This window comes from Candidatus Poribacteria bacterium, assembly GCA_021295715.1.
Classification (GTDB): Bacteria; Poribacteria; WGA-4E; order WGA-4E; family WGA-3G; genus WGA-3G.
This window is the reverse complement of the sequence record JAGWBV010000008.1, coordinates 1-23,117: the sequence shown is the minus strand read 5'-3', so window position 1 is coordinate 23,117 and position 23,117 is coordinate 1. Positions and strand designations below refer to the sequence as shown.

At 48.4% G+C, this 23,117-nt stretch carries 18 protein-coding genes; 8 read left to right on the top strand and 10 right to left on the bottom strand.

Features of this window, described 5'->3' with window-relative positions; genetic code table 11:
• Positions 1 to 38 precede the first annotated feature (38 nt).
• Positions 39 to 839: an MBL fold metallo-hydrolase gene (locus tag J4G07_04180; GenBank protein ID MCE2413180.1), complete on the bottom strand. Its 801-nt coding sequence runs from the start codon at positions 837 to 839 to the stop codon at positions 39 to 41.
• A gap of 146 nt (positions 840 to 985) precedes the next feature.
• Here J4G07_04180 and J4G07_04175 point away from each other — a divergent pair, with 146 nt between their 5' ends.
• Entirely contained in the window at positions 986 to 1,747 is a 762-nt protein-coding gene (locus J4G07_04175) for a GNAT family N-acetyltransferase (GenBank protein MCE2413179.1), read from the top strand.
• A 7-nt stretch (positions 1,748 to 1,754) separates the two neighbouring features.
• Here the strand turns inward: J4G07_04175 and J4G07_04170 are convergent, their stop codons facing one another.
• The 6 genes from J4G07_04170 to J4G07_04145 all read right to left on the bottom strand — a co-directional run bounded on the left by J4G07_04170 (position 1,755) and on the right by J4G07_04145 (position 9,641).
• Positions 1,755 to 3,014, bottom strand: a complete 1,260-nt coding sequence (locus tag J4G07_04170; protein ID MCE2413178.1) for a DegT/DnrJ/EryC1/StrS family aminotransferase — start codon at positions 3,012 to 3,014, stop codon at positions 1,755 to 1,757.
• A gap of 120 nt (positions 3,015 to 3,134) precedes the next feature.
• Positions 3,135 to 4,082, bottom strand: coding sequence for a hypothetical protein (locus J4G07_04165; GenBank protein MCE2413177.1), 948 nt, complete (start codon positions 4,080 to 4,082; stop codon positions 3,135 to 3,137).
• 40 nt (positions 4,083 to 4,122) lie between these two features.
• Positions 4,123 to 4,329, bottom strand: coding sequence for a hypothetical protein (locus tag J4G07_04160; protein MCE2413176.1), 207 nt, complete (start codon positions 4,327 to 4,329; stop codon positions 4,123 to 4,125).
• A 122-nt stretch (positions 4,330 to 4,451) separates the two neighbouring features.
• Entirely contained in the window at positions 4,452 to 5,132 is a 681-nt protein-coding gene (locus tag J4G07_04155; GenBank protein MCE2413175.1) for an HAD family hydrolase, read from the bottom strand.
• A gap of 214 nt (positions 5,133 to 5,346) precedes the next feature.
• A complete protein-coding gene (locus J4G07_04150; GenBank protein MCE2413174.1) occupies positions 5,347 to 8,712 on the bottom strand; it encodes an AMP-binding protein in 3,366 nt (1,121 codons plus the stop codon).
• A complete protein-coding gene (locus J4G07_04145) occupies positions 8,697 to 9,641 on the bottom strand; it encodes an SDR family oxidoreductase (GenBank protein MCE2413173.1) in 945 nt (314 codons plus the stop codon). Before J4G07_04145 ends, J4G07_04150 begins: the two co-directional genes overlap by 16 nt.
• 193 nt (positions 9,642 to 9,834) lie before the next feature.
• Here J4G07_04145 and J4G07_04140 point away from each other — a divergent pair, with 193 nt between their 5' ends.
• The gene (locus J4G07_04140; GenBank protein ID MCE2413172.1) at positions 9,835 to 11,034 is read left to right on the top strand and encodes a SpoIIE family protein phosphatase; all 1,200 of its coding nucleotides are present in this window, start codon (positions 9,835 to 9,837) and stop codon (positions 11,032 to 11,034) included.
• A 41-nt stretch (positions 11,035 to 11,075) separates the two neighbouring features.
• Here the strand turns inward: J4G07_04140 and J4G07_04135 are convergent, their stop codons facing one another.
• Complete coding sequence (locus J4G07_04135) at positions 11,076 to 12,272, bottom strand: hypothetical protein (protein ID MCE2413171.1); 1,197 nt, start codon at positions 12,270 to 12,272, stop codon at positions 11,076 to 11,078.
• Between the two features lie 99 nt (positions 12,273 to 12,371).
• On the opposite strand from J4G07_04135, the gene J4G07_04130 reads away from it, so the two are divergent.
• Both J4G07_04130 and J4G07_04125 read left to right on the top strand, forming a co-directional pair.
• The gene (locus J4G07_04130) at positions 12,372 to 14,039 is read left to right on the top strand and encodes an O-antigen ligase family protein (protein ID MCE2413170.1); all 1,668 of its coding nucleotides are present in this window, start codon (positions 12,372 to 12,374) and stop codon (positions 14,037 to 14,039) included.
• Positions 14,017 to 14,961, top strand: coding sequence for a hypothetical protein (locus J4G07_04125; GenBank protein MCE2413169.1), 945 nt, complete (start codon positions 14,017 to 14,019; stop codon positions 14,959 to 14,961). Before J4G07_04130 ends, J4G07_04125 begins: the two co-directional genes overlap by 23 nt.
• 103 nt (positions 14,962 to 15,064) lie before the next feature.
• Here J4G07_04125 and J4G07_04120 read toward each other — a convergent pair whose 3' ends face one another.
• Together J4G07_04120 and J4G07_04115 are read right to left on the bottom strand one after the other, a co-directional pair.
• The gene (locus tag J4G07_04120; GenBank protein ID MCE2413168.1) at positions 15,065 to 15,613 is read right to left on the bottom strand and encodes a class IV adenylate cyclase; all 549 of its coding nucleotides are present in this window, start codon (positions 15,611 to 15,613) and stop codon (positions 15,065 to 15,067) included.
• 1 nt (position 15,614) lies between these two features.
• A complete protein-coding gene (locus J4G07_04115; protein MCE2413167.1) occupies positions 15,615 to 16,214 on the bottom strand; it encodes a hypothetical protein in 600 nt (199 codons plus the stop codon).
• Positions 16,215 to 16,458: 244 nt separating this feature from the next.
• On the opposite strand from J4G07_04115, the gene J4G07_04110 reads away from it, so the two are divergent.
• The 4 genes from J4G07_04110 to J4G07_04095 form a co-directional block, all read left to right on the top strand.
• Positions 16,459 to 17,523, top strand: coding sequence for an isochorismatase (locus J4G07_04110; GenBank protein MCE2413166.1), 1,065 nt, complete (start codon positions 16,459 to 16,461; stop codon positions 17,521 to 17,523).
• A gap of 3 nt (positions 17,524 to 17,526) precedes the next feature.
• Positions 17,527 to 18,789 carry an MFS transporter gene (locus J4G07_04105; GenBank protein ID MCE2413165.1) on the top strand — a complete coding sequence of 421 codons (1,263 nt, stop codon included), beginning with the start codon at positions 17,527 to 17,529 and terminating at the stop codon, positions 18,787 to 18,789.
• Between the two features lie 118 nt (positions 18,790 to 18,907).
• Positions 18,908 to 20,605: a DUF4838 domain-containing protein gene (locus J4G07_04100; GenBank protein MCE2413164.1), complete on the top strand. Its 1,698-nt coding sequence runs from the start codon at positions 18,908 to 18,910 to the stop codon at positions 20,603 to 20,605.
• A gap of 83 nt (positions 20,606 to 20,688) precedes the next feature.
• Positions 20,689 to 23,117, top strand: a 2,429-nt coding sequence (locus J4G07_04095) for a VWA domain-containing protein (GenBank protein ID MCE2413163.1), incomplete at its 3' end; no start/stop codon positions are given.

The following is a 23,117-nucleotide window of genomic DNA, read 5'->3' as shown; positions in this document are numbered from 1 at the left end:
CAGTATCTGTTGCCTCGGTTTCCGGATCGAGGCACATACTATAGCTGAATCACCTGTCCATCATAGGCGAGATAAGCATTGTCTGGGAGTTCGATGTCCATCTCTTCACATTGTTCCGGGAAATACCGATGATCCAGTCGGTGCATAATGTGCGTAAAATAGGTCTCCCTCGGTTTCAGGGCAGCACTAATTTCCAAAGCTTCACCCACCGAAAGATGCGTTGGATGTCTCGGATTAAAACTTAGCGCATCAATCACCAGCACCTCAATCCCATTCAGTAAATCTTGTGACGCTTTCGGTAATCGTTTCACATCCGGTAGATACCCGAAGTCGTCAATCCGGTAGCCGTAGGTGTCAACGTTGCCGTGTTCAACCGGAATCGGTGTAATATCAAAACCGAGCAGTTCAAACTTCTTATCCCGATCAACAACATTTGGAAGCAGATGACCGACCCCGCCACCTTGGAACGTTTCCTTTGTGAACATGTAATCGAAGTTGCGTTGTAAGATGCCAATCGTCTGTTCAGGACCATAGATCGGCATATCCATCTGCTGTTTTCGGCACGGCATTACGATGTCGTTCGTTCCACTGACATGGTCGGCATGGGAATGCGTGAAGATAACGGCATCTATCCGCTCAATCCGATTCCGAACGATCTGATCCATGAAATTAGGCCCGAGGTCGAATTGGAGGTGTTTCCCATCTTTTTCAATATGGGCAGATGAACGAGTCCGGTAGTTTTTCGAGTTAACATCCCGCGCGTCTTGGCAGGTTTCGCAGTCACATTTATACTCTGGAACGCCTGTTGAGGTGCCTGAACCTAAAATCGTAATCTTCATTTTTTTATTATTTTACCCGAAGTTGCTATCTTTGTAGCATGGTTTCCTGTTAGGCTGTGCGCGAGTGTGTGCCACCGAACAGTTTCCGCTAACTATAAGAATGCCCAAATACTCAAGGATCTTCACTGAGGACCGATAATTATCAAATGGCTAAACTTACACCCCAAGAATGTCTTACGCTGGCAGACTGCCTCGGCGATACGCCGATGACGGTCATCTCCACATCTCGCCTGAAACAAGGGATGTGCGATGCTTACATCGCTGGTAGACTACCGGATGTCAACGCCGCACTCGTCTTTGATGCGTTTTGTCCGGACGAACCGTGTGGTTTCGGCACCGATGCCGAGGCACTGTGGCAACTTTTGAAAAAGACCGACGGATGGAGTTGTATCAACGTTGACAATTCCTGTGCTGCATCTCTCGGCGCCCTTATTGAAGCGGACAGAGGGACAGCGATTCGTTATTACGGCGATGTCTGTCACGCCCTCTTAGAGCCTGTCCATTGCTATTCAAACGCGGCAGTTCGCCTTTTGACATTAGGAGATACTGCACGTCTGGTGCAGGCTCCGGCGGAAGTCCAAGGGAACGGTTACAAAACGCACGAAGCAATGCTAACGGACGGTATTGCCGCTGGAGCCGTTGTGGATGGTAATATTGTCGCTATCGCACATACCTATGCAGAGACCGACCTACATGCCGACATCGGTGTTTCCACAGTCGAGCCGTGGCGTAAAAAAGGAATTGCTACCGCCGCTGCATCCCTCGTCGCACAAGAAATTCAGGCAAAAGGTAAAGTTCCTGCTTGGAGCTGCGGCGAAGACAATTTGGCTTCTCTTCGCGTGGCACAAAAACTGGGCTTCACTGAAGTTGGACGGCGTACCTACGTCATCCCTATTTCGTCAAAATAGGAACTCCTTAGCCGAGGGCATCGTCTACTTTATTGATTGCGGCTGCCATCAATCGCGCGTGCTCCTCTTGCATATTCACGTTAAACCCAAATCGTAGCGCACGACCGAGAATCGATAAAGTCTGTGGACACATATCCCGCGAATACTCTACATCTCCTTTGTAGCGTGGATCTTTCCACGGATACCCAGAAGCGTCTGGTGAATGCTTGAAGAGGATGGAATCCCAATAGGTATAAATATGTCTGTCGGGGAACCCTTCATTGTAAGCGGTACCTGCTCTTAATCCCTCTGCACTGAGCGCATCGGAGTACTTTTTGGCGAGTTCCACATCACGCACGATAATCGCCGCACTAATACCGCATTCACCGGTTGGATCATCCACGTGTTGTCGGATATAGCCTTTCGGTTTCTCAGCGAGTTCCGCTGTGAACGCTTTTTTGAGTCGGCGTGTATGTCCCAAGATGTCCTCTAATTTTGAGAGTTGCACGCGGGCAATCGCACCCAAAATTTCACTCGTTCGGTAGCACTGCCGGGAAAAAGGTTTGTTCTGCCATTCAGCATCGCTCATCCACATCGGCAAACCGGGTTCCGCTGCGAAGGCTGCACGTTCATAGACATCATAATCATCGCTAAAGACGAGTCCACCTTCACCGCAAGAGATTATCTTGTAGTAGTTGAGACTCCACGCCCCTGCATCTCCCCATGTTCCAGCATATTTCCCCTTATACTGTCCACCGACGCACTGACAGCAATCCTCAACGACCAGGAGATTGTGCTTTTTCGCGAGTTCCACGATCGCCTCAAGCCGACACGGGACGCCTTGCATGTGTACCGGTAAGATCGCTTTCGTATGGGGTGTAATTTTCCGTTCCACATCGGCGATGTCTAAGCCGAGCGAATCGTCGATTTCTGCTATGACTGGAATCGCGCCTACGCCGACGATAGCAGCGGCAGTGGCAATAAAAGTATAGCCCGGAACGATTACCTCGTCTCCCGGTCCGATACCGACCCCCGTCAGTGCGCAGATAATTGCGGAGGTGCCGGAGTTTACCATCAAGGCGTGTTTCGCACCGAGGTGCGCCGCTGCCTCCTTCTCAAAACTGGCTACATTTGAATCCTCAACGAACCGAAAAAGTTTCCCACTGCGCAAGACCTCAGTCACAGCATTGATCTCACGCTCATCTATTACACTGGGCCCGTGCATTCCGCCGGGTATAGAATCTGCAATAACAGGCGTGCCGCCATCTATTGCTAAACGTGCTGGCATTTTTTCTCCTCCACAAATCTTAGGACGTAGTTTCCAACCTCACCAAGGAACATGGAAAATATAGTGATACTCTACCAGATACATCCCTTTTTGTCAATTGTGTTTCTTTCATAGCCTATTCTACCTGCGCCACCAACTCTTTTTACCCTGATACGACCCAAGGAGTTTTGAAATTTCTCTTGATTTCTTGTCCAAGCGCAACACCGTCTCGCACGCTTCGATCACTTTCTGTTTAGTATTCTCATCTCGGGTCGTCTGATAGGCATGGTGGTAACTCTGCGCAGCAGCGGTATGATACGCCACGAGGTCTACGTTTTTAGGGACTTCGGTCCGAAGTTGTGCGAGCATCTCGACTGCCGCATCCCATGTCTCTGCTTCGGTGTGACAGATGACTTGCTGATAGCGTAGATGGTGTTGCGATGGATCTAACCAATACGCCTGCTCATAACACATCAACGCTTCCGAGTAATCCGCATTGGCGACGTGCAACTGCGCAAGTTCCGTATAAAAAGCGAACAAGCCACTCTCTGCTATTGTGTAAAGCGATACGCCAGTACTGACAAGCCAATCTCTCTCCAACAGGAAATCGATCGCTGAGTTCCGTTCTTCTTCTGTGATTTGGATATCGGTGAGTAAGTGCTTCGCGACGGCGGCGTTCGGAAAGATCTTGGTGCGGCTCTTCAACAACGGATACGCCTGAACTGCTTTATCCATCGTGATAAGTTTAATCCCCGTCGCAATACGGAAGAGTGATACAATCTGATCGCTATTTTTACGGGACATCTCCTCTGCGATTACCTCTCGATTCTGTGAAAAATGCTGATTGAGTTCTTCGATTGCGTCTCGGATTTCGGTGTCGCTTGGAGCGAGTTGATGTGCTTTTGCTAAAAACCGTTGCGCCGTGAAGAGTTCTCTCCACGTCCGATAGATTGTCCCCAGCCGGAAGTTAGCAAGCGCGAGGGTCGCTGTATCATCTGTTGTGTTGAGGATGCTATCGTAGGTTTGGATGGCTTCGGCAAGCTTGCCTTCGGTTTCCAACGCTTGCGCATCGGTGATTGGATCTGACATAGGGGTGTTGTTTCCTTTTATTTTGAAAATAAGAGAGACGCTAACCCTCCGAAACCCATTCCTCTGTCGCTTCCGCGAACGCTTTGGATAACTCCTCAGAAATTGTTTGATCTAAGAGTTCAATTAGATCCTCGCGAAATTTAACCCAGTCGTCGCCACGACGGGTAAACCGGTGTTGACTTCCGATTTCAACAAACATGGTATCGTTCGGATCGGATAGGGACTCAAAATAACGCCTAACATTCATGATTATTCTCCATTATATAGTTGTCGGTTCGCATTGCTACGCAATGCTTTCGGTTATCGGGCGTTTGTTAAAGAGAGAGGTATTGTTTAACATTAACTGACAACCGATAACTGATGACCCTTCTATAACCATTCGTGCATTTCCCAGCCAGATGTGAGTGCTTTCTCACGGAGCGTTTTTCCTGGGTTCACAACGACTGGATTCCCAACACATTCCAACATAGGCAGATCGGATTGACTGTCGCCGTAAGCGTAGCTTTCTTCCAGTGAAATTCCGTTTTGTTCAGCGAACGCTTGCACTGCTTTCGCCTTCTCTTCCCCGATGAGCGGCACGGTTGTCAACTCACCTGTGAACTGTCCGTTTTGTTCGTGAAGTTGCGGTGCCAATACAGAATCGACATCGAGGTAGTCCGCTATCGGCTGGACAATAAAATCAAGCGAACCGGTTACAAAAACGACGGCAGTGCCTTGCTCCTTGTGTTCCTGAATTTGTGTTATCGCGGCAGAGAAGATCTTCGGACGCAAATAAACCTCAAACATTTCTGTAGACAATTCCTTAATCTCGGCAACATTCATCCCGCGATAGTTACGATAAAACACCTCATTGAAACGCGGACGACTCATCCTATCCAAAATCAAGTAGTAAGCAATTTTTGGGAGGAACCCAATGAGCCACAAGCGTTTTAGAAGGAATGGTGCCAAGGCAGAGCGCATCCAGATATAGTAATGGACGATCGTGGACTTCAATAAGGTACCATCCACATCAAAAAATGCGACTGCTTTTTTGGGGTTCGGATCTGACATTTTTTAATTATTCCTTGCGGTTAAACAGTGTGGGCTTGGATTTTACCGTTCCTTTCTTAAACCCGTCCTCCACTACGCTACGGACTCAGTGCTTGGTGTTATGAAGATTGCGGGCCTTGGCCCTTTAGTGGCTTTTCTTAAATCTATCCGCTGCCATAGAGATGGTGTGAAACGTTAGATGTGCTGTGCACTTTTTGTGGCGCGTTTCGGTTAACTACTTATAGGATTGTCTAAGCATTGCCCCAAGTTCTGCAACTCGATTTTGTGCCAATTCCAAGAATTCTTGGTATCTATCAGGGTCAATAGGTGTTTTGTCCTGCGCTCCCCAATCCTTCGGTGGGAAGGTAAACGGTTCACCAAAAACGATACGAACCGGATGCTTCTTAGGTAAGTTCTGTCCCTTCGGCAACGCGTGGTAGGTCCCTTCAATGTAAGCCGGTATGACCGGGATGTTAGGAGTGTAGATGAGCAAACTGAGTACCCCGGGTTGGAAAGATTGAAGTTTACCATCAAGTGAGCGTGTGCCTTCGGGGAAAATTAGCAAGCCGTTATTTTGTGCCATCACCTCGTTCGCCGCCCTGAGATCCTGTAGAAATTCAGTAAAATTCCCCTCCCGTTCTATCGGAAGCGCGTTAAGGCACGTCCGAGCAAACCAGCCTTGAAAACGGTTCGCGAACCAGTAATCCCGAGCGGCGAGCACCCAGAGTTGGTACGCCTTTGTTCCGAGCGCAGTAATCACCGCCAATGTGTCAAGGTGGCTGGTGTGATTCGGCATGATAATATAAGGTGTGCCCTGTGGAATATGCTCAAGCCCATAGCATTTCAATGAAAAATAGTTCCGATAGATACCGGTAATCACGGTGCGAAAAGCACGCGCATACCACCGAGGCACCTGCCTGAACTCAGGCTTTCCGTCTTTGTGAGGTTCATTTTTCTCGCGCACAGTGTCTGTAGGGAACGTCTCGATTAATTTGACAACATCACTAACCGTCTCCAAATTAGCGAGTCGTGCATCAGGAATTGTTTCACCGAGTCTCGATTCAAGAACCAATAGGAGATCAAGTCGCGTGAGTGAATCAAGCCCTAAATCGGTATCCAAACGGCTTTCCTGTTGAATTTGCTGTGCCGGCATGCGTGCCAATCGTGCGAGGGTAGAGAGGATTTCTTCTGGTATATCCGATCTGAAGAGTCGGGAATCGGAGTTCCCTCCTACAACATCTGCCGTGGAATCCGCCTGCAGGTCTGCCATATTTTTAAGCTGCGCTTCCAAGCTGTGCCTTAGACTATGCCGATCTACACTGCCATCCGCAGTCTTTGGTAGGGGATCATCCCAGAAGTGGGATTTGTGGAATTGTTGGTAACTCGGTAGTTGCTTTGCTCGTGTTTGAAGGTGGTGTTGGATCTCTGCTTTCGTCGCTTCATCTCGGGATGTCGGCACGATCACGGCGTGTATAGCCGTATCGGACCCATCTTCGTAGGGGATACCGAGGACACACATTTCAGAGATGATTTCCGAGCTATCCCGATAGAGTGCCTCCAATTCAACAGGATAGACATTTTTTCCTGATGCGGGAACGATAATGTCCTTGCAATGCCCAGTGAGATAGAGGTAGTCATCCGCGTCCATGTAGCCTAAGTCACCCGTGTAGAGCCATCCATTGCGAATCGCTTTTTCTGTAGCATCCGTGTTCTGATAGTAACCCTTCATCGTACTGGGTCCTTTCGCGATAATCTCCCCGATACCATTGCTATTCGGGTTCTCAATCTGAAGTTCCACACCTTCTACCGCTGGTCCCACCGAGCCTCGTTTACTTTTTAGATACGGATTGACACTGAGAACGGGTGCTGTTTCGGTCATTCCGTAGCCTTGGTAAAGCGTCATACCGAATTTTTGGAATCCATCGTAAATCGCATCGGAAAGCGGAGCGCCCCCACTCACAAGGACGCGTATTTCATCACCCATGACGGCTCGTGCTTTTTCTGCCAATGTTTCACCCGGTGTGTCTGCTCGCGATGCTTGTCGTTCGATTGTGCCTTGGAGCATCTGAAAAAGGCGTGGAACGCCAATGAAAGCCGTCGTCTTCGCCTCACGCATTGTCTTCAGAAGTGTTGTGGGACGGAGCGCATTGACGTAGGTCGCAGTCGTGCCGCTGTAAAGTGCCATCAATAAACTGCACGAGAAACTCAACGCATGATACAACGGGAGTGCTGACAGGATCCGCTCTGTGTCTGTTGGTGGGAGTGCTTTTGCCACCGCTTGGACATTAGAAATAAAACCGCCATGTGTAAGCATCGCACCTTTCGCTTCAACAGTGGTCCCCATTGTAAAGATAATCGAGGCAACGGTGTCTGGAGAAACTTCTACATTTGGAAAATCGGCAGGAATCTCGGGGGTTGAGGATTTGCTCTCCATATCATCGGGAACCCCCACAATTTCGCAATTTTTGTTGATGTTTTGTAACATTGTCCCTGATGTTAATAGGGGCTCCGCATCGGATTTTTCTAATACGCTTTCAGAGGCTAAAATCGATTTCGCAGCGGTGAACTCGGCGATTGCCAAAATTTCATGAGCAGGCGTTTGCGCGTCGAGCGGAACAACAGCGATTCCTATCTGAACAGCCGCAAGGTAAGCGATACACCATTCGGGCTGATTTTCAGAAACCAATACCACGTGGTCATCTTTTCGCAACCCGCTTTCCCATAGCTGCCACGCGACTCGGCGCGACAAGGTATACGTCTCTGCGTAGGTATACTCTTCCCATCCGCTTTCGTTTACCATCTGCAGCGCAATTCTGTCCGGGATTCGTGATGCTTGTGTCTTAATCAGGTCTACGATCGTTTTTGGGACAATCCATTCAGGTGCAGTAGCGGACTCTTCGGGATCATCTTGCGAACTCGTCTTCTCCTGTTTTGCAGAGGAAGATGCTTCTGTATCGTTTGCTGTGTTATCTTCAATCTTCAACACATGTCTCTTTATGCCCGGGATATGAATCTCTTGGAAATACCGCTTCCAATGGATCCGTGAAACATCGAAGTTAAAACGCTGCTGTTCTGTCGATGAAAGCGCGTCATAAAGCCCTTGTGTCTTCTCCGTTTCGAATTCAAAATTGGTTCGTGTGTAAGGGGCATAGATTCTGATGTAATGCAGGAGTGCTTTTATACCGCTCTGTTTCAGGACAAGTTGGCGGCGTTTCCGTTTCGCGGCACGTATCGGAAGTTTGCCGAGGGTCTGAACGGTAAGGTCAACTAAGCGCATACGACTATCCAATTTCCGCTGAAATTCTTCTAAGCTCGGATATTTCCAGATCGGCACCGCAACCGGTTTTCCATCCTCTATCATTGGATATTTCATAAAATATTCGTAGGTCGCCTCAAAGATACCTCGAAAATAGAGCGGATTCTGTGTCCCCGTCGCAACGTGATACACTTCAATACCACCGCGTCTTGCTGTCGCCTCAGCGGCTGCCAAGATGGCGTTCACTACAAAATCGACAGGGATAATATCGAGAATTATATCCGGATCTGCCGGAAAATCTGGAAGTCGCCCTTTCCCAAAACCGACGATCAGAGGTTCACACATCCGAAACCCTCCGAGCCATCCGGGTTCAGGCTCATCGAAACTACAGTGGGCAGTTCACCGCGCAATTCCATGACCATCTGTTCAGCGAGGAATTTCATATAGGTGTAAGTATCGTTCCATCCGCGTGAACGCGCGTGCTTCAATCCTTCCTCAACCAAGCGTTCCTCAAGCCATTCTGCCTTCAGTTCTGCGACCTGTGCCTCAAGTCCCTTACGCGTTCCTTTTATTTCCGCCTCCGCTTTTTGCTGAAAGTTAGCGAGATTTTCAGACGACTCGGTTTCAGCACGAGTAGCAGAACTTAGAGAAAGCAACCCTTCGATTTCCTCAGAGAGCGTTTCTGGGATAGTCATTCCCGTCTTTTCGCGGTGTTGGGTGGCGTAGTGTTCATACGGCAGGGGGAGTTCTTCAGGCACGCGTCCGGGTGTGTCGCCGCAGACGTATGCTGTTGAGACATGCAGAAACACGGCATCCTTGCAACCCCTTGCGAAGTTGACAACATGTTTCGCAGCGAGGGCATTGCCCCACAAAGAATCGTCGAAAGGTGGATCAAAATCCACAAGTCCAGCGATATTGATAAAGACCTGGACTTCGTTCTGGAGTCTTTGGTATTCCGCATCGCTGAATCCAAGGTGTTCGTGAGTGAGATCACCTTCAACCGCCGTCAGTTTCTCCTGCGCCCAAGCATCAAAATTTTCGCCGTGGAGCCGACGCAGAGCGGCAAAAACATCTGAGGTGAGAAGTTCATTTTCTAAGCGTTCCTGAGCGGAAGTGTGCTTTCCAGTGGTATCAGTCCGGCTTCGGATGAGGAGATAAATCTTTTGGATATCGGGAAGGGTAGTTAAAATTTTTGCGACCATCGGTTGCCCCAAAAATGCAGTGCCACCCGTAATGAGCAGAACTTTTCCCCGGAAAAAATCAGTTATTGACATAATTCTCTTTTCTGTGCCATGATAGATGTGTGAACATGCTGCACAGGGTCCTCACACCTTGCATTGTTCTCAACTTATATTCGTGATTTTCGTCTAATTCTTCGGTAAATCACCCAAAACGCAGTAACAGGTTTCCAAAACATCCTATTAAAAATAACACATTTTCTTTAAAAAGTCAAAGGCTGAATAGATAATGCTACCAGAAGCAGAGAAATTACAATTTTTACAAAAGACGGAACTTTTTGCTGAACTCCCGCAAACCGAATTAAGAGCCATCTGTCGTATGGCAAGCGAAGTTGCATATCCAGCCTATTCAACGCTCTTTGAGGAGGGGGATGAAGGCGATTCGCTTTACCTATTGGTTGATGGTGAAGTCAGCATCATCAAGGCGGGAACAGAAGTATTGTTCTTCAATGAGAAGGGATACTGCCTCGGAGAAATTGCCCTGATTGACAATAAACCGCGGAGTGCCACAGTTAAAACGGTGAAACCCACACAATTTCTGAGGATCACAAGAGGCGATTTTTACAACGCTATGGCACGAGAACCGCGAATTGGCATGGGAATGTTCCGAGTCTTGAACGAGAAGATCCGACGCGACCTTGAGATTCAGATGAGTGCTATCCGTAAGGAAGTTGCCCAAGAAGAATCGATGCGACTTGCCGCTGAAGTCCAAAAATCTCTCCTCCCAAATACAGAAATAGCGCATCCATCTGTCAGCTCCGCCGGATATTGTAGACCCGCAAATAGCGTCGGAGGCGATTATTACGACTATATGGAACTCTCTGACAACAGCGTCGCCATTTTTCTCGGCGATGTTATGGGGCACGGCTATCATTCGGCAATGGTCGCAGCGATGACGAAAAGTTGTTTGCAAACACAGATCCGCTTTGACGCATCTGTACCGGAAGTCATGAATGCCATTACCCGTGTCACAGAAGAGGATGCCCAAACTTTCATCTACATGACCTGCTGTTATCTTATTATTCACCCAGACAATCGGTTGGAGTTCGCCAATGCCGGTCATCCGCAGATGCTCCTCTATCGTGCTGAACAGAACAGCACCAGCGGTGAGAATGGTCATCTCATTGAGTTAGAATCCTCGTTTCTACCGGTCGGTATCTCAATGTCCGAGACACCGACGCAATACTACAGCACTGAAGTCAAGTGGTATCCGGGTGATTTGTTGGTGCTTTATTCAGATGGAATCACAGAAGCGTTCAATCCTAACGCTGAAATGTATGGATTCGATAGGTTCAAGGCACTCATTTCGCAAAATCGGCATCTGTCCCCAGAAGAGATAAAGGCAGAGATTCTGTCTGACCTTCAGGCGCATCAACAGGACGAAAGCACCAATGATGACATCACATTGGTTGTGGCGAAATTCTTATAGATGTATAGAGAATCCCGCGACACATTGGTTATGCTAATTTTCTACTTGAGTTGGCTGACAGCATAATGCATGATATTTTCCATGAGTGCTTTGTTCAGGGAAGTGGTATATTGGCTATCGTTACGAAGACTGGTGATAATGTATAACCCCTTGCCATGCCGTCTCGCCCCAACAACGAGTTCTTTAGTGTCCTCAGTCGTCGCGAAAATTTCATCGCGTCGGCTCCAGCCTACCCATGCGTCATCAACAAGGATTTTGCCGGACTCAATTTTGTTGGGAATGGAGAAAACGGAGTTGCCTTTTTCAGTGACAGCGAAATGTTGGGTGGGCGGGCTTTCAACCCCTTTCAACTTACCTTGTAGCCACCCGATACCGCACGGCTTCTCAGCACTGCTATCCTGTCCCGTAACGACGACAATGCCACCCTTTTTCACAAAGGCTTTAATCTTCTTCTCTATTTCACTGGAAAGGAGGTAGTGTCCGTAACTCGAAATCTCTTCGTATCCGATCCACAGAATATCGGCTTTTTCTAATTGCGGTAGCTGATGTTCTTTAGTAGATTCATGCGCGATGGCACGTTTACCGACCTTTTTGACAGCACGCAATGCCATATATTCATACGTTGCTGTGTTCGTGTATACCGGCGTTTGACTCCATGTTGGATGTGTGCTATTTCCTGTTAGGACCAGGACTTTGATGGCATCTTTCGGCGCGGCAACCCACATTTTACCGGCTAACATGTCGAGAACAATCGTTTGGAGTGCCTTGGTCTTACCATCAAACGTCCGTGACATCATCGGGTCAATGTGCGTAAATGTCCACCAAGAGCCACTGTATCCACCACGATAGGCACGCATCTGAAACCACGTATTGTCAATGAAGCACATACTATCTATGCCATAATGCTCACGATAGAAAACAATGATAGGCATGCCCTCTTTGAGCAGTCTGACCATCTTCTCCGGTGAGGTGCTTCGTTTGTAATGTCCTGTGGCGAAGTTCATCTTAATTTCCTTGAGCTCGCTTTTCCCTTTGACATCTTTTTTCACAGTAACAACGCCTCGTAAACGTTTCTGGTCAACACTCTTTACTTCGCCAAAAACGATGTTCGTACAAGCATCAAGGACTTCACGAATCGTATACTCGCGCTCAATAAACGCTGGTGCCGTTGGTGCGAAGAGTAACCCGATAAAACTAAACCCTAACAATAAAGCAATGAGGTTATATGTAAAGCGCATGGTGGAATCCCCTTCTATACATGCCAGATTTGCTAATTAACAGATATTGTATTATATCTGCGTTGAATTTTCAACCATTTTCTGTCTCGTTCACAAGTTATGCCAGGATTGAAACTCTCTCTTTTCGTGCAGCGCGCGAGCCAATATCTTCAACTAAAAGACCTACGATTCACATCAGCACAAATCTATGATGCTGCCACTTACATCGGATTTCTGATCTTTGTCCTTGCCCTGCCGTTTGGCTATTCAACAGTATTCCTCAACACCGGACTTTCGTGTGTGCTATTCGGATGGGTAGGACGCATCATTTCGGATCGGAAACTCGGTTGGCAACGCACTCCGCTTGACGTTCCGATTTTGCTATTTCTCGGATTAGGCTTGATAGCGTCACTTCTCGCCCCACATCCTGCTGCCAGTAGCCTCGGCTATTTTTGGAAGCATCTCCGCGCAATCCTGCTTTTTTATGCGGTTATTCACAGTCAATTGGGCATTCGATGGCGGCATATTGTCATCGCTTTCATTGCCGCTGCGGGGATATCTTCCGCGCTCGGACTCTGGTATTACGCGAATGATACGCGTTTGGCAATTGATTTTATGGGGAGAATTGGGTTACAATTTCAGGAAGAACTCGCTGTCGGTGAAGTCCCAAATTTACAAATGTCGGATGAATTACGCGCCGAATTGCGAAAATGTAATGTACCGCTCTCTCAAACCGCAACGTTTGTAACTTCAAAGCAACCCGATGAATGGCGTATTGATGATCCGGCGAGAAATAGACGCTATACTGTCCGCAAGGGTGAGACGCATCTGATGGTGTACATGATTGAGCAACGACTCACCGGAACCTTCAAGATGCCGAATGACTTGGGGGCATATCTCGCCCTCACACTCCCATTTGTTATGGGCTACTTTGCTGCTGGCTGCAGCCGTTTGGTTTTCCGATCGGAACGGCTGGAAGCACATCGAAAATCACGACGCGCCTTAATTGGAATGATCGTGGGACTGGGTGTGGTTTTGGTGCTGATGGGGGCAAATTTGGCATTGACCCTGACGCGCGCAGCATGGGTAAGTGTCGCTGTTGCAGTAGTTGGCACGGGATGTTATTTTGTTGTAAATGCCTTATTTACGCGTGTTTCGTGGAAAAGAAGCCTGTTGGCGGTGGCATTCATAAGTGTTGTATTTTGCGTGTTGATTGTGAATACGAATTCCCGTCAGACGATAAGTGATATCGTCCCTCGACATATCAAGGAACGCATCGAAACGATGATTGCACATCCTGCGGGGTTCATGAGTGAACGTCCGCAATGGTGGCGCACCTCACTTCAACTGATCCGGAAGTATCCGCTTACCGGCATCGGGCTCGGTAGGTTTCGCTATGAGTATCAACACAACGGACCAGAGGAGCAGTACTACACACCTTATCACGCGCACAACATCTACCTACATATCGCCACTGAGCAAGGTATTCCTTCGCTCTTGTTGTTCTTATGGATGGTAGCAATTATCTGTCGACAGGTTGTCATCATGCGAAAAACATCGGAACTACGCCATGACGATGATCATGATCGCGTGGCTTCCAAGAACGATTTTTGGCAGATGGGGACCTTCATCGGGGCAAGCGGTTTCCTAATCTCTGCGCTTGTTTACGGACTCGCGGATAATATTCTACATCAACGCACAGTGTTGCTTTTCTATTTTATGATTGGCATAATTTTTTACGCACAATTATCTCAGGACAAAAAACATGAAACGTCGGAATCCGATTGACATATCGTCTGTAACGACCTATCCGCTGCAAAACCGTATCAACAAGGTCTCTGTCCGCGATTTCGCGACACTCCCAGAAGTCGAGATAGACCTGTCCCAATTTTTAGCAAGTCTGCCGAACATCCTTAAAGGACAGGACTTCTTGGCACTCGTTGACGATATCGTTGTCGCCCATCAGAACAAGAAACCTGTTATCGTGATGATGGGAGGACATGTCATCAAATGCGGATTAAGCCCACTTTTAATTGACTTGGCAAAACGTGGCGTGGTTACCGGGTTTGCCTTTAACGGCGCAAGTAGCATCCACGATTTCGAGATTGCGCTTATCGGTGAAACTTCGGAGGATGTCGCCGCTTACCTCCAAGGTGGGCAATTCGGGATGTGGGAGGAGACCGGACGGTTGATGAACGAAGCGACTCAGCACGCTGCAGATACAGGTATTGGGATGGGTGAAGCACTCGGTAGGCAACTCATTGAGATGGACGCTCCCTATAACGCGTATAGCCTCCTGGCTTCCGCTGGTATCCAATACGATGTCCCAATCACGGTCCATGTCGCTATCGGCACGGATATTATTCATCAACATCCGTCTGCGAACGGTGCCGCTATTGGCGCGGCGAGTTTCACCGATTTCCGACTCCTAACGGCGTTAGTGACGGATTTGGAAGGTGGTGTTGTGTTGAATTTGGGTTCGGCAGTAATACTGCCTGAAGTTTTCCTGAAGGCATTGACAATCGCGCGGAACTTAGGGCATACAGTATCTCAGTTCACCGCTGCCAACTTCGACATGAATCAACAATACCGCTCCGTAGAGAATGTCGTTAAACGTCCCACAGAGATGGGCGGTAAAGGGTATACGTTCACAGGACATCATGAGTTGATGATTCCGCTTTTGGCACAGGCAGTTTTGTCTCGATTGTAGAGAGTAGGATTCCACTGAAAAGGAAAAGCGCGCTGTCAAAGCACGCTTCTCAGGAGACGCAATTGATATATGTCAAATAATTCATATTAAATTTTCCTAATCTTTATGACTTTTGCATAATGAGATCGCTGTAAGAAACCGCAATCGGGTCCACAGCATCCAGATGCAGTGCAGCTTTAACGTGTTGATGCTCGTCTATCGCTTCGGCATCGGTCTGTCCGCGAAACACTGTCTCCAATTCGACAAATCGTCCTAAATCGGCGACCGTATCGAGGTGGATGCGGGTATGATTGAACATCCAGAGTTCTCGTTGTTTTTTTACAATTGTTTTGACCCCAAGAGCAAGCGTTAGTAAGCTTTTGAGGGACCCCGGATCAGCGATTTCACAGAGTTGGTATTGACTGTATCGGGATCCGTCTTGGTTCGGACGCTCATAATAAATCAGCCACCCCTCAGACCATCCTTTCGCTTCGCGCAACTTGAGTCGTGGCTCGCATACTCCGGATTTTAGAGAGTCTTTTACTTTCGTTACATGGAAATATGTATCGATTTGGTGGACGGTTTCATGCTGTATTGCATTTAAGTCAGTGAGTTTCGGGTAGAGTCCGTTAAGCGACTGAAACTGCCCCTTGAATTCTAAATTTTTTGCCATTTCATTCAATTTCTCCGAAATCCTCATCGGACTGGAAACTATCGACACACGAACGATTACAACGCTCTCCGTGCGCTAACAACCAGCAGACGCGATGCTTCAATTTAAGCGAACTTATTAGACAGGTGCGCAACTGCTCCGGATCAAAACCACGTCCTAACAGGTAACTGTAACTGCCCGCGCTCATTGCCTGTCGCCCTTCGTCATTATTACGGACAATAGAGACGATTTTGACATAAGGTTGATACCTCTTGATATATTCAAAGAGTCTGCCTCGGCGGCGGCGGGTATAGTCAGCAATTACCATCTGATATTTGCGAAGTTTCAACAAACCGATGGCTTCCGAGGTGCGTTCCGGAATATCACATCCATAGCCTTCAGAACGGATGAGATTCCTCACCTTCTCATGTAAATCGTCGTTCCGTGAAACGAGCATCACATCGCCTTCCAATTCGGAGATAGTGAAGTCCTCCTGAATATCAAGCGGTATAAGTGCCTCTTCTACTTGTCGCTCAAGCCGCCTACGCGCCTGCCGCACTTGATCCTCTACGCGATCAAGTCTTTCGTCTAAGTCTGGGAGTGGATTAAAAAATTTTTTCATTACAGATACCATCTGGGGAGTGTTTGTTTAATTGTAACGCACCTTATGACATATATCAAGGAATTATTGTTGATAAAAACTGTGGAATCCTCTAAAATCTCAATAACAGTTGTTAGTTATCGACAGTCAGTCTTTCTTCTTGGTTTCCAAAGATCGCAAGCCTGAAACGAAGTGGAAGGCGACTCTATGGAAATAACTGTCAATGCTCAAACCGACTTTATCGAACCGCAAGGAAAATTAAAAAGTGTCTATACCACAACTGCCCGTCCCATCCCATTTCGATACCAGTCAGGTGAACAAAGTCTGGCGGATTCCTTATCAAGAACGCCAACAAGAGGCACAGGCATGGGCGCGAGAACATGTAATCGGTCCCGCATTCGAGGATAGTTTTCGGACCTGTTTGCTGCTCGTCGATGTTCAAAATACATTCTGTATTCCCGATTTTGAGCTCTTCGTTGGGGGTAGATCAGGAAATGGCGCGGTAGAAGACAATATTCGTTTGTGTCAGTTTATCTACCGTAACCTCTCACATATCACCAAAATCGCTTGCACGCTGGACACACACACGGCGATGCAGATATTCCACGAAGTTTTCTGGATTAACGACGCTGGGGAGCATCCGGCACCCCTACAGACCTTAATTACACAGGCTGATATTGAAGCAAGCAAATGGCGCGTCAACCCCGCTATTATCGGTAGTGTCCATCTTCCTCCGCAAGTTCCAGAATCCGATCAATACGCATGGCTCAAGGCTTACAGTGAGCACTATGTTAAAACTCTCACTGCTGATGGGAAATATCCGCTCGCGATATGGCCCTACCATGCAATGCTCGGTGGGATTGGGCATGCAGTTGTCTCCGCAGTTGACGAAGCCTGCTTTTTCCATTCCATCGCTCGCAGGACTCAGATATATCATGAAATCAAAGGGCAGAATCCATTGACTGAAAACTATTCAGTCTTGCGTCCGGAAGTCCTCAACGACCCGGATGGGAAGCCAATTGACCAGAAAAACAGTGCCTTTCTCGAAATGCTTCTCGGATACGACCGCGTAATTATCGCCGGACAGGCAAAAAGCCACTGTGTCGCTTGGACGGTTAGCGATCTGCTGACAGAAATTCAACAAACCGACGCTGCATTAGCCGAGAAAATCTATTTGGTAGATGACTTGACTTCACCTGTTGTTGTGCCTGGGGTAGTGGACTACACAGAAGCAGCAGACGCAGCCTTCGCCAAAGTTTCGGATGCCGGAATGCACGTGGTGCAGTCAACAGATTCTTTCTCACTTCCATACGCCGCAAGGAATAATTAAAAAATGGAAAATCGACAAATAGAATTGGGAACCTTCGCACGATTGTCGGGCATGATGTTCCTACAGTTCGCTATATGGGGTGCATGGGCAGTGCTCATTGCCGGGCACATGCAAAATCTTGGATTCTCCGGTAAACAGATTAGTTATGTCTTTGGCACCACCGCTATCGGTTCGATAATTTCTCCAATCATCGCAGGATGGGTTGCGGATCGACTCATGCCAGCACAAGTCTTTGCCGCAATTTCGCATCTCCTTGGCGGTGTCTGTCTGCTTTTCGCGTGGAAGCAGACAAGTTTCCCGATGATGTGGGGTGCGATTTTTCTGCACGCTATTCTCTACATGCCGACGATCGCTCTGACGAACGCCATCGCTTTCCACCATATGGGTCAGTCAGATAAATTCGGAAACATACGGGTTTTCGGTACACTCGGTTGGATCGCGATTAATTGGATATTGAGTCTGTATCTCCGATTTTGGGAAGGACAAGAGACGACGCTGCCGCACGTCGGCGATTGCCTCCTCTTCGGAGCCGTCCTTTCGTTTATTATGGGTGCCTATTGCTTGACACTGCCGAACACCCCACCGAGCAAAGAGGCAAAAAATCCTTATGCTTTTCTTGAAGCCTTCTCCCTCGTCTCAAACCGAAACTTCGCTGTATTACTAATTATTTCCTTCGTCGTTGCTATTGAACTCCCCTTCTATTACAACTTAACGTATCTGTTTCTAACCGAGGCAGAACACGGTATCGGGTTAGCAAATAGTACTGCCAATTTAGCGATGAGTCTCGGTCAAGTCGCTGAGGTTTTGTTGATGCTCCTGCTGTTTCCGTGTCTACGTCGGTTTGGCATGCGGTTCACTATCTTTTTAGGTATCCTCGCGTGGCCCGTTCGTTATGCTATCTTCGCCATCGGTCAGCCGGTGTGGTTGGTTATCGGCGCGCAAACATTGCACGGTATCTGCTATTCGTTCTTCTTCGTCGGTGGAATGATCGCTGTGGAACGGTTGAGTCCGCAAGATATCCGAGCGAGTTCCCAGTCCCTACTTCTTTTTGTCACGAATGGGTTTGGGATGTTAGTAGGACACATTGTCAGTGGTCGTGTGCATGACTTCTTCGCTTATGCCGAAGGTGGACACGCGTGGGCGAAAATCTTTATGGTGCCGATTATCGTAACAGTCCTCGCGGCAATTGTCTTCATCCTGCTATTCAACGAACAGAAGTATCAGGCGGATGCAGAGGTAGTTGAACAAGGCACTATGAATGCATAGTGCCCCTTGGATTCAGTTATCATATGTGGCAGCTGCAAAGGTTTTGCCTGCCACAGGATGTTTTTGCTGAAATCCGATGGCTGATCGCTGACAGCCATTTCCAATTAAGGTGAAAGTTATGTCAACTCATAAAACCCTCGTGTTTCACCCCTCTGGTGAGAATTTATCAATTTCAACAGTGCAGGATTGGCACATCGTTGTTTCCGATGACGCTACTGCTGCTGAACACTATGCCGCCAAAGCGTTCCAAAAATTATTCAGCCAAGCAACCGGACTGACATTACCACTGGATACACAGCGAGAAGATCCTAATCGTGGGCAAATCACCATCAGTGGGTCAACTGCTTTGGGCGATGAGGATATCGAGATCATCGTTGGAAATGGACAGATTCAAATTAATGGGGGTAGACCGCGTGGAACACTCTACGCCGTGTACCAATTCCTTGAGGAACTCGTCGGTATCCGATTTTTAACCGCTGAGCATACCCACGTCCCCGACGCATCTGCGCTGAATATTCCGTGTGGGAGTTACACCTACTCCCCGCCTTTTTCGTTTCGCTGGAGTTATTACCGAGAGAACTCAGAAGCCCCAGAATTCGCAGCGAAACGGAAAGTCAACACCGTCACGGATGCCGAAAACCTTGGTGGGAAAACCCAACAGCAGCTAATCAACCATTCATTTCAGGCATTAGTGCCTTACGGCACGCACGGCGAAAGTCATCCTGAGTATTACGCCCTCGTAGATGGGAGACGGGATACAAATACGCACGGCGGCGGACCGCAGTTGTGTGTAACGAACCCTGAAGTTATCGAAATTGCTGCAGAGTCTGCAAGTCGGCAGCTCTCAGAACGTCCAGAAGCCACCAATATTAGTGTGAGTCAAGCCGATACGGCGGCATACTGTCGGTGTGAACCGTGCGAGGTGCTCAACGAAGCGGCAGGCTCGCCGATGGGGTCACATTTGACATTCGTCAATGCCGTCGCAGAACGCATTGAGAAAGGGCATCCGCATGTCAAGGTCGGCACGTTGGCGTATTGGTATACCCGAAAACCACCGAAGACGGTGACACCCCGACACAATGTGCAAATTCAACTCTGTAGCATTGAATGTTGTACCCTTCACGCCATTGACAACCCGGACTGTGAGCAGAATCAAGCCTTCTGTCAGGATACTATTGAATGGGGGAAAATCTGCGATGACATCTGGATCTGGAATTATAATACCAATTTTCGCGCCTACGATTTGCCATTCCCGAATCTGCGGAGTATTGCTCCCAATGTTCGTTATTTCTTGCGCAATAACGCTAAAGGGGTCTTCATGCAGGCGAACGGCAATGGGTTAACAGGCGAATTCTCCGATCTGCGGAATTACTTAATCTCGCACCTCATCTGGGATCCACACCTTGACGCCGACGCACTTTTAACCGAATTTGTAAACCTCCACTACGAAGTCACGGCACCCCCGATCTTGGAGTATATCACCTACCTCCACGACACTGTTGAGGCGCGAGGTCTTCACCCACGGTGTTTTCCGACGCCAGAAGATGTCGGTTTACAGGCGGAAAGCACACAGGTTATTTTTGACTATTTTCAGCGGGCATTGGCACTTGCTGAGAAGTCAGAAATCCGGGCACGTGTTGAGAAAGCCTCTATCCCGGCATACAAAGCGATGCTCGTTGCGGGGGGTGAGATGCCATCCCAAAGACGGCAAACGCTGATTGCGGAATATATTACGTTGTGCGAACGCTATAACATGTCACACGCTGCAGAAACGCAAACAGCGGAAGCATATTTCGAGGAACTCCGCAGCCAATAACATCGTTTTATCAGACTGCCTCGCAGCGAGAACTTTCTATCCTGTGCTGATTGCTGACCGCTGATTGCCGACTGCTATTAAAAATGTTTGATTTCCGATCCCCACTCTTCCTAATTCTACTCGCTGCGATTCCAGTGCTAATCTTTGTGCAGCGGCGCGCACACCTCAGCACAGCGAAGTGGCGAAAACGCGTAACGTCCCTCCTTAGGAGTGCCGCGCTTCTATGCGCAATCCTCGCCTTAGCCAATCTGCACCGGACGCACGCGGAACAACGTCTCGCTGTCGTTTTCCTCATCGACATTTCCGAAAGCATCCAGCCCACACAATACGAGGAGGTATCCAGACAGATAGATACCGTTGTCGCGAAGTTGGAACCTACCGATGCATTCGGCATTATCAGTTTCGCAAGGGAGACTGGGGTCCTACTGGAGATCCGTCAGAAGCAAAATCAACCAACAGAAATTGCGTCTGTAATCTCCTTAGAAACGCTCGCAGAACAGACGATTCGGCGAGATGGTACCGATGTGCTTGCCGCACTCAAGCGGTCAATTGCCTTATTGCCGGACAATTACCATCGACGAATAGTCCTATTGAGTGATGGAATTCACAATACTGGTGGAACATCCCTCAAAGAGTATCTGCCGTTGCTTTCGGCAACCAATGTTGAGATATTACCAGTCCCTCTTGGCACTGTTAGCGATGCAGTTCGGGTCGTGCAGCTGCAGATGCCGTCTCAGGTTCGCAAAGGACAAAGTTTTGATATTGGTGGAGTGATTGAAACCGATGGTAGTATCCCCACATTAACCGCTACCCTGTATCACAATGACAGGGCAGCTGATGCGTTTGAATGGACATTGCCGAGCGGTATACATTCCCTTTCCTTAACCCCTGAACCTGAACGGTTTTTAGAAGAGGGAAATCATCGATACACGTTGAAGTTGAACGTAACCGATGAAATTCCAGAAAATAATCAAGGACATGGGATTGTGACAATTCAGGAAAAACCGCATGCCTTATATGTAGAGGAGGATCTGACATATACTGTGGCTGCCCCATACCCGGTAGGTGCGGTTTCTAACCGCACCGAGCGTCGTGCTGGACTGAAAACCGTTCTTCAGGAGAACGGCTTTGTTGTTGAGGGGATCTCGCCCGCCGAGCTGCCAGCAGAATTGGCGGAACTCCAACGCAGCGATATCTTGATTCTGAGCAACGTTTCTGCAGAAACACTCTCAACCGAACAGATGCAGAGCATCGAGAATTACGTCCGTGACCTTGGACATGGATTCGTGGTTATTGGTGGGGAACGGGCGTATGGACCGGGAGGCTATACCGATACGGCGTTAGAGCGCACACTCCCTGTGGAAATGACACCCAGTGAACGGAAAGACGCTGTCGCAATTGTTTTTGTGCTCGATACATCGGGGAGTATGGCAAACTACGTTGAAGCGAGACAGAAAATTGGACTCGCAATTGAAGGGGTTCGTGCCGGTATCCGCAATCTTGATGAGGAAGATGAGGCGGGAATTCTCGGTTTCAACGTAGATGTTCACACTATCTCCGATCTAACATCTGATCACGATGCACTCCGTCAAACTGTGAATCGACTTAGACCGACAGGTGGCACGACGAGGATGGAAGCTGCTACAAAACGCGCATACGAGATGCTCAAGGCAAACGACGCAAAACGGAAACACATTGTCCTCTTATCAGACGGTAAATCGGATAGCGATACGTCCGCTTTTCTTGATTTAGCCGAACAGATTGCTAAAGCACAGATCGGCATTACAACAATCGCGGTAGGCGACGCGAACAAGGAACTCCTCACACAGTTCGCAGAGAATGGTGATGGGCGTGCGGTGTTTGTGGAAAACGTTCAACAATTGCCAGCGATTTTAACGGAAGCTGTCCGAGAAACGCAGCGTTATATCGTTCAAGAACCCTTTCAACCCATTATTACAGCGACTGATGCGTCAATTGTGGCAGGTATCGGCACGCCACCACCACTCCATGGATATGTTGCGACGACAGAAAAAGAGACTGCACAGGTGTTCATCGAATCGCATAAAGATGAACCGATCCTCGCGGGTTGGAATTTCGGCTTGGGGAGAGCGGTCGCGTGGACATCAGACGTTAAGCCAGCATGGGCGAGAGCGTGGATTCCGTGGCATAACTTCGGGAAATTTTGGGGACAGGTTATCAATTGGACGCTGCCCCCAGCAGACGTAGGCTCCGACTTCGATCTCAGGGTATCCATGCGCCACGGCGTGGCGGAGGTCAACATCGATACACGGGCCCCATCAGACGCGTCTTACAATATCCACGTCGTAGGTCCAGATCGTGCAAGCGAGATCGTTGAAATCCAACAGGTTACACCGACACGTTATAGCGGCACATTTCAGACGCAGGACAGTGGATCCTATATCGTCACTGCTGAACGTAAAGGCGATACACGTAGAAGTGTCGAAACCCTATCGCTCCCTTATCCGGCGGAATACGCCGAGTTTCAGGTCAA